The organism is Paenibacillus urinalis (genome assembly GCF_028747985.1).
GTDB lineage: Bacteria > Bacillota > Bacilli > Paenibacillales > Paenibacillaceae > Paenibacillus > Paenibacillus urinalis.
In genome coordinates this window covers 4,063,405-4,075,836 of sequence record NZ_CP118108.1, presented here as the reverse complement: position 1 = coordinate 4,075,836, position 12,432 = coordinate 4,063,405, and the positions used below count along the sequence as shown (strand labels likewise).

The window sequence follows — 12,432 nt, the reverse complement described above, 5'->3', positions numbered from 1 at the left end:
TTATGCCATCCGTGGCGTTTTACACCTTGGGATGTAAAGTAAACTTCTACGATACTGAAGCCATTTGGCAGCAATTTAAAGAACAAGGATATGAGCAGGTGGACTTTGATTCACAGACGGCTGATGTGTACCTGATCAACACCTGTACCGTTACCAATACGGGAGACAAGAAGAGTCGTCAAATTATACGGCGTGCGGTTCGCAAGAATCCGGATGCGATCGTGGCAGTAACAGGCTGCTATGCACAGACTTCACCGGCAGAGATTATGGACATTCCTGGTGTCGATCTCGTTGTAGGTAATCAGGATCGGGACAAAATCATTCCTTTTGTCAATCAGATCAAAGAAACACGCGAGCCGGTAAATGCAGTACGAAATATTATGAAGAACCGTGTATTTGAAGAGATGGACGTACCCGATTTTGCCGATCGCACGCGTGCTTTTCTTAAAATCCAGGACGGGTGCAACAATTTCTGTACCTTCTGCATCATTCCATGGGCGCGCGGACTGTCTCGCAGCCGGGATTCAAGAAGCATTATTACGCAGGCGCATCAGCTGGTAGAAGCAGGGTACAAGGAGATTGTCCTGACAGGAATTCATACCGGCGGCTACGGTGATGATCTGGATAACTATGATTTGTCGAGTCTTCTGTGGGATCTGGATAAAGTGGATGGGCTGGAGAGAATCCGCATCAGCTCCATCGAAGCCAGCCAAATTGATGAGCGGATGCTGGATGTGTTGAACCGTTCCTCGAAGATGTGCCGTCACTTCCATATCCCGCTTCAAGCGGGAGACGATGCAGTTCTTAAGCGTATGCGCCGCAAGTATACGACTGAGCAGTTCTATAATAAAATGGGGCTGATTCGTCAAGCGATGCCGGATGTGGCCATTACAACCGATGTGATCGTCGGCTTCCCTGGAGAGACTCATGAGATGTATCGTAACGGCTATGACCTTATGAAGGCCATTAATTTCTCGGAAATGCATGTCTTCCCTTACTCCAAGCGGACAGGGACTCCCGCAGCACGCATGGAGGATCAGGTCGATGATCAAGTGAAGAACGAGCGTGTAACAGAGCTCTTGGCGTTGTCAGATCAAATGAAGCTCAGCTATGCTGAGAAATTTGTTGGACAAGTGCTGGAGGTTATACCGGAAGGAAGAGGAGACCTGGCAGAAGGTCATCTTCATGGGTATAGCGATAACTATATCCAGCTTGAATTTGAAGGTGCCGATCATCTCGTTGGTGAGGTGTGCCGTGTGAAGATGACGAAGGCCGGACTTCATTCAAGTGAAGGTCAGCTTGTTCGGGTTATGGAAAATGGGCCACAAAAAGCAGCCCTCTAAGTTAATACGGACAGCATTGGATCACGGAGACGAACAAGGATTTCGTTTTCTTTTGAAGGGCTATTGGATGAGGTTCCCTGAGGAAAGAATTCGGAATCCTTGTTGTTCAAGGAGAGGAGCTAAGTTTCAGATGGCAAGAAAAGAGATTTCCGCCGGCGGCGTCGTATTCCGGCATATGGGTGATGAGCTTCAGATTCAGCTTATTACGGACCGCTATGCTAGAATATCTCTTCCAAAAGGCAAGATGGAGCCGGGTGAAACGGTTGAACAAACGGCGCTTCGTGAAATTGAAGAGGAAACAGGACTTAAGGGAAGAATCGTTGCACCTGTGGACATTATAAAATATACCTATCATCATGCTGTACACGGCAAAGTAGATAAAGAAGTGCATTACTATCTGGTTGAAGCTGTGGGCGGGAAGCACAGAGCACAGATTGAGGAGATCAAAGCAGTTGCATGGTATGCTCCCCTTGAAGCATGGAGCAGACAGCAGCATCAAGGCTACGATAACAATGATCGAATACTGCAGAGAGCTCTGAGGCAGCTCGGTATTCAGGTTTAGCGCTAGGACTTAGGCTCCAGCCGTTTCCAAATCTTAAGGTAGCATAACGGGAGAGCCAGTAAGGAACAGACAATATTAAAAATCGTCTGCGCATGTGCGATTTGTGCGCCTGGTTCAGTCGTGAACAAGGCAGCTGCCTGGTAGAGTAGTGAGATCAGAGGAGCGAACAGCAGAGCTCCTGCAACATTCAGAATAATGTGGGACCATGCTACGAATTGACCTGCCTTGCTGCCTCCTATGGCGGCCATCCAAGCGGTAACACAGGTGCCGACATTGGAGCCGAGTACAATAGCAATTCCGACCTCGGGAGGCAGGGTGCCGGTGGCAGCAAGGCCGATGGCCATGCCGATAACGGCAGCACTGCTGTGCACGAGCGCAGTCAGGCATGCACCAGCAGCCATTCCCCACCATACACTGTGGCTGGCCTGCTGGACAAACCATGGGAATAACCCGCCTTGCTCTAGGGCGGGCCCGATTCGCTGCATCATGACGATACCGAGCATAACCATGGAGAATCCGGCTCCAGCGAGACTGATATATCCAGCTGTATGTACGGCATGGGAATGCCGGCTGTGTACGACCGATTTTAATTCGCCGAGGATGACACAGATGATCCAGCAGCTAATGAAGAAGAGCAGCATGGGTAATGCATACTTGCCAATCTTTAGACTGAGCAGCTCGGTCGTTACCGTAGTCCCGACATTGCTGCCCAGAATGATACCGAGGGTACGAGCATATCCAAGCAAATTTGCATTTACGAGGCCGATGGTCAGTACGGTGACCGCTGTGCTGCTCTGCAGCAGGGCGGTTATTCCTGTGCTGAAGAGCATGCCTTTTAACGGAGTTGCGGTGGCCCGGTCAAGCGAGCTTGATAGTAGCGGGCCGCTGAGCTTATAGAGTGAAGCCTCCATCAGCTTCATGCCTAGAAAGAATATGGTTAATCCATATAATAGAGGAAACACAATAGAATGTAACATGATATTACAAGGGCACCTTCTCTCTAATCATGACTTTGTCTACTGTCCATCTTATGTTTGTAGCAGGACAACCATGACTTTCTTGTGTGAGTGAGGGGTTACTTGATGATAAAAGGAGTTGTAGGCATTTTGGCATCGGTTATTCTTACAAAGAGCCGTAAAAAAAGAGTAGAGCAGGGGCATCCCTGGATCTACAAAAATGAAATTGAGTCGGTAGAGGCAAGTGCGGAGCCAGGACAATTGGTTGAGGTGAAGAATCATCAAGGCCGTTACTTGGCAACAGGGTATTATAATCCGGCATCCCAAATTACTGTACGGGTCGTTTCCTATGAACCGGTCACGACGATGGACAAGGCCTTCTTTGTCCGTAAATTTGATCAAGCGCTGCAGCATCGTGACCGCTTTGTTACCGGGGGTGATGCTTATCGTCTCATCTATGGAGAGGCAGATTATGTTCCCGGGCTTGTGGTGGATCGATTCGGTGACGTGCTTGTCGTTCAGATCCTGACTCTAGGTATGGATCTGTGCCGTGAGGCGATCGTCGAGGCTTTGGTCGAGGTTGTACAGCCGAAGGGCATCTATGAGCGAAGCGATGTCAGTGTAAGAGAGCTGGAGGGGCTTGAACAGGTCAAAGGTCTGCTCTATGGAGAATGCCCAAGACATGTAACCGTTACGGAGAACGGACTTAAGATAAAGGTTGATATCGAGCAGGGACAGAAGACCGGTTATTTCTTCGATCAACGGGAGAACCGCGCAGCCATTGAACCGCTGATGACAGGCTGGGGTGGCAGAAGTGGAATTACAATTCAAGAGGTAGAACAAGATGGGGTGAAGACCCTCGCTCCAATCAACAAGAGCGGTAAAGTCGTAACCTTCCCTTATTGGGACGGTGCAAATGTGCTTGAATGCTTCTCGCATACAGGCAGCTTTACACTGAATGCCTGCAAATTCGGAGCTAAGCGGGTAACCTGTCTTGATATTTCGGAGCATGCGATTGAAAGTGCCAGAGATAACGTGAAGCTGAATGGCTTTGAGGATCGTGTTGAATTTGTAGTTGATGACGCTTTTCAGTATTTAAGAAATCAGGTTAAAGGTTTGGAGGAGCGTGCTGCAAGGGCAAAAGCTGACAAAAAGGTAGATACGTCGCTTGCCATGACGGCAGGAGGTGGACGTACCTTTGATGTAGTCATCCTCGACCCTCCTGCTTTTGCCAAGACAAGAGGGGCAGTCAAAGGCGCGGTTCGGGGCTACAAGGATATCAATCTGCATGGCATGAAGCTCGTTAATGAAGGCGGCTATCTTGTAACAGCAAGCTGCTCCTACCATATGCGTCCCGATTTGTTCCTTGAAACGATTCAGGATGCAGCTGCCGATGCAGGCAAAATATTAAGACTTGTAGATTGGCGTGCTGCGGGTAAAGACCATCCTCAAATTTTGGGCGTAGAAGAGGGGCATTATTTAAAATTTGCTATCTTCGAGGTTCGATCGAAAACGCCATCCGGCATAAATTAATCATAGAAGAAGCATCCTTATTCTCTTTGTAGAAAGAGTGTTCGGATGCTTTTTTTTACTGTACGTATGTTGATGTAACGACGATAAATTGAAAGTTTGTAGGAACTTATGCATGTGCTTCGATTGGAAGAAATTTAGCATGGTTTGACTTACTAGAATTACCAAACGCATGTTCCTGTTGAGTGAGATATGTTATACTTGTGCTTAGACTTTATAAGGTTTTTGGTCTCTTTTAGTTAAATATTTAGGGTGCAAAAAGGCTGATAGCAAATACATACATGTCAGTATGCTGATGATGTAGTTTCAAATATAGCTTCGAATATAGAAAGGGAGGAATTCAATAAATGCCGCTTCATATGATGATTGGACGAGCCGGCAGTGGAAAAAGCACGGCCATTATGAATCAAATTACGGCTCAGCTGCATGAGAACCCTGCAGGAAATCCTATAATCCTTATCGTTCCGGAACAGGCTTCCTTCCAGGCAGAATCCGAAATGATTCGTTCTCAAGGCGTGAACGGCTCCGTCCGAGCCCAAGTGCTTGATTTTCGCAGGCTCAGCTTGAGAGTAATGCAGGAAACGGGAGGCTCGGCTCTTATTCCGATTCGGGCCGAAGGCAAGAAAATGCTGCTCTACAAAATTATGCAAAAGCGCAAGGATGAGCTTAAAATATTCTCTGCATCGGGTACACAAATGGGATTTGCCCATCAACTAAGTTCCCTGTATGCGGAAATGAAGCGATACGGAACTCAGGAACAATCTTTGAAGGAAGAGCTTGAGCGAGTAATGGAGGTGCCTTTCGCAGGTGCGATTCTGCATCACAAGATTCATGATATTTTAACCGTATACCGGGACTTCGAGGAAGAAGTATCCCGATTATACATGGATGAAGAAGATACACTGGACAAATTGGCAGAGCGAATCCCGTCCTCGGATTATGTGAAGCAGGCTGATGTTTGGATTGACGGCTTCCGCAGCTTTACTCCGCAGGAGCTCTCCGTTATCAGACAATTACTGCTGAATGCGAACTCCGTAACCATATCGCTGACTCTGGACAAGCCTTATGATGCGATGAATATGCCGAATGAAATGAACTTGTTCTACTCTGCAGGCATGTCTTACGTCAAACTGAAAGGAATCGCTGAAGATACAGCAATAGAATGTACTACAGATCACTTACCGACCGATCCCTCTCCCTCGCCTCGTTATGCAGCTTCGGCGCTTGCGCATCTGGAAGCAGGCTTCGAGGGCCGCCGCGTCCGTATGAAGGATGCAGGTCATGAAGGAATTCATGTTTTTGCGGCCGAGAACAGAAGAGCTGAGGTCGAAGGCGTCCTGCGAGAAATCAGACGATTGGCAAGAGAAGAAGGAGTTCGTTACCGGGATATGGCAGTCCTTGTCCGCAATCTCGGTGATTATGGGCATATCGTCGCACCCTTGTTCAAGGATTACGATGTTCCCTATTTCCTGGACGAGCGCAGAGATGAGCTGCATCATCCGCTTGCCGAGTTGATCAGGTCCGCTCTGGATGTCATCAATAGACGATGGAAGTATGAGGACGTATTCCGGGCGGTGAAGACGGATCTGCTGCTGCCTCTCGATGGGTCCGTTAGTCGATACGATATGGATATGCTGGAGAACTACGTGCTGGCATCCGGAATTTCCGGCTATAGATGGACAGACGGCAAGCCGTGGAAGGGAGTGCCGAGTTTGTCCCTCGAAGAAGATGGGCCAGCTGGTTCTGAGCTTAATCGCAGCCGGTTCCTGTACTTAATGGAGAAATGTCGTGAGACGATTGTATCCCCATTGTTTACCTTTGAGAAGAGGTTCAAAAAAGCGAAGACGGCCAAGGAGCAATGTATCGCTCTATTCAAGCTGCTAGAGGATGCAGACATCGCTCGTAAACTGGATGCACTGAGCAGCAAGGCGCTGGAGGAAGGAAGTCCTGAGCAGGCTCGGGAGCATCGGGGGATCTGGACCGCGGTTCTGGATTTGCTGGATCAAGTCGTGGAAATGATGGGCACCGAGCATTTGGATGCCGAGCTGTTTGCAGGAGTCATAGAGACAGGACTGGCTGAGCTGAAGCTGGGACTGATTCCTCCTGCACTGGATCAAGTGCTTGTCGGAAGTCTGGATCGATCTCGGACAGGTAAGGTCAGTCATGTATTTATTCTTGGTGCAACAGACGGTGTCATGCCGCAAATCCAGCAGGAGGAAGGAGTTCTAACGGCTTCGGAAAGATCCGTGCTTACGGAGTATGGCATGCAGCTAGGTCCTGACGTGACACGCAAAATGCTGGATGAACGCTTCTTAATCTATGCTGCGTTTACCCAAGCGAGCCACAGTCTATGGATCAGCTATCCTCTTGCAGATGAAGACGGCAAGTCCCTCCACCCTTCAGAAATGATTCGTCATTTGAAGCGGATGTTTCCTGGGCTGGAGGAGCGTCCGCTGCTCTCCCGGCCGGGACAAGCACCCGAATGGAAGGAGCAAGCAGGCTTCCTGCTTCGTCCCGACCTAACAATGTCCTATCTGATGGGTGAGCTTCGGGAATGGCGAAGAGGAAAGAACATCGAGGAGTCCTGGTGGGAGGTATATAACTGGTACCTCGCACATCCGGAAATGCAGGTTCGACTTGAACGAATGCTCGAATCTGTATTTTATAAGAACCGTACTCGCACGCTCACGAAGGAGACGAGCTTCAAGCTGTACGGAACACAGCTCAAGACCAGTGTATCTCGTATGGAACGGTTTGCCTTATGCCCTTTCTCTCATTTTGTCTCGTTCGGTCTGAAGCTGAAGGAGAGACAAGTGTATCGTCTTAAGGCCCCTGATATCGGACAGCTGTTTCATGCGGCACTCAGCAAAATGGCGATGAAGCTGAAGGAGCAGAACTTAAGCTGGGCGAACCTCAGCCGTGAGGAGTGCGTTTCCTATGCAGAGGAGACCGTGGATGTACTAGCACCTCAGCTGCAAGGTGAAATTTTGCTGAGTACACAGCGTTATGGATATATTTTTCGCAAGCTCAAAAATATCGTAAGCCGAGCTTCCATTATACTGGGTGAGCAGTCTAGAAGGGGCAGCTTTGAACCCTTGGCACTGGAGCTTGATTTTGGTCCGGACAAGCCGCTGCCCCCGCTGACATTTACATTAGATAATGGCGTTGTCATGCAAATTGTAGGCCGAATTGACCGGGTAGATGTAGCCGAAGGAGAAGATGGCGAAATTTTACTTCGGGTTATTGATTATAAATCCAGCCAGACCGATCTGAAGCTGCATGAGGTGTTTTACGGTCTGTCGCTGCAGATGCTCACATATCTGGATGTATTGCTGACTTACGCGGAGGAGTGGATCGGAACAGAGGCTCATCCTGCGGGCGTGCTCTATTTCCATGTGCATAATCCTCTCCTTCAATCTGCCAATGGCATGGGCTCCGAGCAAGCTGAACAGGAGCTGCTCAAGCGATTTAAGATGAAGGGATTATTGCTCGCGGATCGGGAAGTGATCGGGAAGATGGATACCTCTCTGGAGAAAGGATACTCTTCAATCCTTCCGGTCGCCGTAAAAACGGATGGTGGATTCTACAGCAGCTCGTCAGTTGCGACAGAGGAGCAGTGGGATATGCTGCTGAGCTCGGTACGCGGGACGATTCAAGATATCGGAACACGAATAACGAATGGAGATGTGTCGATATCTCCTTATCGCATGCAGCAGCAAAGTGCCTGTACGTTCTGTCCGTTGAAATCGGTATGCCAGTTTGATGAGAGCATGCCAGGCAGTGAGTACAATTTACTCAAGAGACCGGACAAGAAGCAGGCTTGGGATTTATTTAACAGGGAAGGAGGAGAACAAGCATATGAACATGATTCCTAAGCCGGAAGGAAGCTTCTGGAGCGACGACCAATGGAAGGCGATTGCTTCTTCTGGAGAAGACATGCTCGTGGCTGCGGCTGCGGGCTCAGGGAAGACCGCTGTACTGGTCGAGCGGATCATTCGTAAAATATCAGATCCTGAAGCAGGGTACAGCGTGGACAGGCTGCTCATTGCGACTTTTACCAAGGCAGCAGCTTCGGAGATGCGGGAGAGGATTCGTGAAGCACTGGAAGCAGCGCAGGAGCAGAGCCCAGGAAGCGAGCATCTAGCCAGACAGCTGACGCTGCTTGGCAGAGCTCCAATTACTACGCTTCATTCCTTCTGTATGGAGATCATTCGGCGATATTATCAGCTGATTCCTCTGGATCCCTCATTCCGAATTCTGAACGAATACGAAGCAGAGCTTATGCGTCAGGAGCTGCTGATGGAGCTGTTTGAAGAAAAGTACGGAGAGGAAAGCGAAGGAAGCGATTTTCGCAGGCTTGTGGATTGGTTCAGTGGAGAGCGCAGCGATGACGCCATGTATGGACTTGTCCAGAGGCTGTATGATTTTGCCCGCAGTCATTCATGGCCCGAACACTGGCTCTCCGAGATGGCAGCCGCATTTGAGGTGCAATCATTGGATGAGCTGAGCAATACGGAGTGGGTAGCAAGCATTATGAGAGATGCAGAGCTGGCTCTGGGCGGAGCATCAGATCAGCTCAAGCAGGCACTTGCTATTGCACAGGAGCCGGAGGGTCCGGCAGCTTATGCGGAGACCTTTACCGAGGATCTGGAGATGGTGGAGCGGCTGCTGAATCAGGTTCGGAGCGGATCATGGTCCGAACTGTATGATGTGTTCAACAGCGCAGCCTTTGGCAAGCTCAAATCGGTACGTAAAGGTCAGGCTGATCCGGGTCTTCAGGAGAGAGCGAAGGATCTGAGAGAATCGGTGAAGAAGACCGTGACGGAGCTGAAATCGGTCATGTTCGGCAGAACACCGGAGCAGTTTCTGATCGAGCTGTCGAAGATTGCACCACTGATGAAAAAGCTTGCCGAGATCGTCATCCTATTCGGAGAACGATTTACTCGAGAGAAGCAATCCAAAGGGGTCGTTGATTTCAGCGATTTGGAGCATTATGCGCTCCAGATCCTGCGTCATACCGATTCCACTCCTGAACAGTCGTATCCTTCGGATGCAGCAATAGAATACAGGCAGCAGTTTGACGAAGTACTCCTGGATGAATATCAGGATACCAATACGGTTCAGGAGGATATTGTGAGCCTCATCTCCCGTGAGCATCCCGGGAACAGGTTCATGGTTGGTGATGTCAAGCAGAGCATATACCGCTTCCGTCTAGCTGAGCCCGGCTTATTCCTGGACAAATACAGAAGGTATGACCATGACGGAGGCGGAGAAGGTCTGCGTATTGATCTGGCACGCAATTTTAGAAGCCGCAAGGAAGTCGTCGATGCGGTCAACATGCTGTTTAGACAGATTATGAATGCCGGTGTGGCAGAGATTGAATACGATGACGCTGCCGCACTGACCTTTGGTGCCTCATTCCCAGAGACATCCGAATCGTTAGAAGAAGAGTATACACCGGAGCTTGTACTCATTGATCGTGCCGGAACAGGCTCTCTGGAAGAGGCCGAGACGATAGAAAGCGATACAGCAGATGCCTCGTCTGAGCAAGTTGAACAGCTGGAGATGGAAACGGCGGAGCTGGAGGCGTCCTATATAGCGGCCCGCATTCACCAGATGGTCGGCAATACGGGAGAAGCAGCGCAAATCTATGACAAGCATACCAAACTCATGAGACCGGCGAAGTATGGAGATATCGTTATTTTGCTTCGATCAGCCAGAATATGGACGCCTCTGATGATGGAGGTGCTGAAACGGGAAGGAATACCGGTTACCGGTGATCAGAGCAAGGGATTTTTTGAAGCTACGGAAGTAGAAATTATGCTGTCTCTTCTGCAAATTGTGGATAATCCCCAGCAGGATATTCCGCTGGCTTCGGTGCTTCGGTCTCCAATTGTAGGGCTGGATGAAGAGGAGCTTGCTCTGGTTCGTCTGTCTGGCAAAAATATATCGTTCTATGATGCGATGATGAAGACCATTGCAGACGCAGGAAATTCAGGTGTAGCTCAGGCGAACGATAATACGATAACCGAGATTCGCGAGAACAGTGAACGACAGACAGCACAGCTGGAAATGGAATTCGCTCTCAGAGAGGCTGGTGCAGCGACAGAGGCGATAGATATTTCAGTAGATCGTAAGGAAGATCGTGCAGATGGATTTATTGAAGAACCGTCAACAGAACGATTCGTAAATGAACAGGCAGCTGCGCTGCTGGATACAACGAAAGCTGGGGAAGAGGCTGAAGATAGTCCTCCTCTGCATGAACGTACGCCTGCAGCTGGTGTCGCGCTAGTAGACAAGCTTCGGGAATTTAGCGAATCGCTTGAGCAATGGAGGAATGATGCACGTAATGGGAGCTTGAGTGAGCTGATCTGGCGGATTTATCAGGACACGGGTTATCTGGACTGGGTCGTGGGTCTGCCTGGCGGGATGCAGCGCAGCCGCAATCTGCAGGCACTGTATGACCGGGCCAAGCAGTACGAGAGCTCGACTTCCAATCGGGGCCTATTTCGGTTTCTCACGTTCGTTGCCAGACTGAAGGACCACGGCGGTGATCTCGGTACAGTCAGTGGATCAGGGGATACAGAGCAAGCAGTTCGCATTATGACGATCCATCGAAGCAAAGGCCTCGAGTTTCCGATCGTTTTTGTAGCAGGAATGTCCAAAATGTTCAATCAGCAAGATCTGAACTCTCCATTCATGATGCATAAGGAACTGGGCTTTGGTCCGAGATTCATTGATGAGGATAATCGGGTCGGCTATCCAACGCTCGCTAATCTGGCGATCCGGAGGCGTGCACATGCTGAGCTGCTGGCCGAGGAGATGCGGGTGCTGTACGTGGCGCTCACTCGTCCTAAGGAAAAGATGATTCTGATCGGAACAGTCAAGGATGCAGCTGCCCGGGCACTTGCCTGGTCGCAGATCAAGGATCTGCCAACGATGCTCCTGCCGGAAACTCTTCTTGCTTCGGGAAGAAGCTATATGGACTGGGTAGGTCCGGCATTGTTCCGTCATCCGGACGGGAAGCCGCTTCGGGACATGGCTGGGATGGAGAATATGGAGAATATGCCACATCGGATCTTCGGCGAGGATGCAGCGCATTGGATCGTTTCCATTGTGCCCAGCCAATCGGTTCAAGGCTTAGCCAGTGGAGTGCTGCCTGATGAAGAAGGAATCGATGAGGAGCGGATGCTTCGCACAGCCGCACTTTTGGAGCGCAGACCTGTGTTGACTAAGCTGGAGGAGAAGGAAGACACAGCTCAGATGATCGATCATGCTCTCTCCTGGACGTATCCATACATGGCAGCAGCGAGGACTCCGGCCAGTACTTCTGTTACCGAGATGAAGGCACTTCTGGCATCACAGGACCGCCCTTCATTGGAGTGGATGGACGAGCTGGAGCTCCATGGTGCTCGCGCGGAGTCCAGAGAGACACTCCATCTGCGGCGGCCGAAATTTATGAGCGAGGCTTTGCTCACACCAACCGAAAGAGGTACGGTCTATCACACGATTATGCAACACATGCCGATGATCTCAGAAATGAATCTTGATCTGATTAAGGAGACCATCGGAAGGTTGATAGAGATCAATATTTTGCTGCCCCATCAAGCAGAAGCCGTTGAGCCGGAACAAATATTCAGGTTCTACGAGAGTGAGCCTGGACAACAGCTGACAAGAGCGGCATGGATTAGAAGAGAGATGCCGTTCAGCTACGGGCTTCCGGCAGATGAGACAGATGAAGGTCTATTCATGCCTTCCTCTCATGAGGAGGCTTCAAGGCTGCAGAGTGAGCTAGGTCAAGAGACGGTTCTGATCCGCGGTATTGTGGATTGCTTGTATGAGGTGGATGGCAAACGTGTGCTGCTGGATTATAAGACAGACAAGGTGCTCGAGCATAAGGGCGGTGTTGCCCAGCTGGCGCATGGCTACCGATTCCAGCTTGATCTCTATGCACGAGCGTTAAAGGATATTTTAGATTATGAAATTGATGAAAAATGGCTTTATTTCTTTGATGCGGATACGGCAGTGAAGCTCTAGAAAT

6 protein-coding genes are annotated in these 12,432 nt (G+C 49.8%); 5 read left to right on the top strand and 1 reads right to left on the bottom strand.

What is annotated here, in order from left to right; all coding sequences use genetic code 11:
• The first annotated feature begins 2 nt into the window (after positions 1–2).
• Complete coding sequence (mtaB, locus tag PUW25_RS18845) at positions 3–1,343, top strand: tRNA (N(6)-L-threonylcarbamoyladenosine(37)-C(2))-methylthiotransferase MtaB (RefSeq protein ID WP_047910808.1); 1,341 nt, start codon at positions 3–5, stop codon at positions 1,341–1,343.
• A gap of 130 nt (positions 1,344–1,473) precedes the next feature.
• Positions 1,474–1,905, top strand: coding sequence for an NUDIX hydrolase (locus tag PUW25_RS18840; protein WP_047910809.1), 432 nt, complete (start codon positions 1,474–1,476; stop codon positions 1,903–1,905).
• Positions 1,906–1,907: 2 nt separating this feature from the next.
• On the opposite strand, the gene PUW25_RS18835 is transcribed toward PUW25_RS18840, so the two are convergent.
• On the bottom strand, positions 1,908–2,882 hold the full coding sequence (locus PUW25_RS18835) for a Na/Pi cotransporter family protein (protein WP_047910810.1): 975 nt from the start codon (positions 2,880–2,882) through the stop codon (positions 1,908–1,910).
• 129 nt (positions 2,883–3,011) lie between these two features.
• Between PUW25_RS18835 and PUW25_RS18830 the strand changes: the two genes are divergently transcribed.
• The 3 genes from PUW25_RS18830 to addA all read left to right on the top strand — a co-directional run bounded on the left by PUW25_RS18830 (position 3,012) and on the right by addA (position 12,428).
• Entirely contained in the window at positions 3,012–4,394 is a 1,383-nt protein-coding gene (locus PUW25_RS18830) for a class I SAM-dependent rRNA methyltransferase (protein WP_047911212.1), read from the top strand.
• Between the two features lie 344 nt (positions 4,395–4,738).
• Entirely contained in the window at positions 4,739–8,266 is a 3,528-nt protein-coding gene (gene addB / locus PUW25_RS18825; protein ID WP_047910811.1) for a helicase-exonuclease AddAB subunit AddB, read from the top strand.
• Entirely contained in the window at positions 8,250–12,428 is a 4,179-nt protein-coding gene (addA, locus tag PUW25_RS18820) for a helicase-exonuclease AddAB subunit AddA (RefSeq protein WP_205052583.1), read from the top strand. Before addB ends, addA begins: the two co-directional genes overlap by 17 nt.
• Positions 12,429–12,432 lie beyond the last annotated feature (4 nt).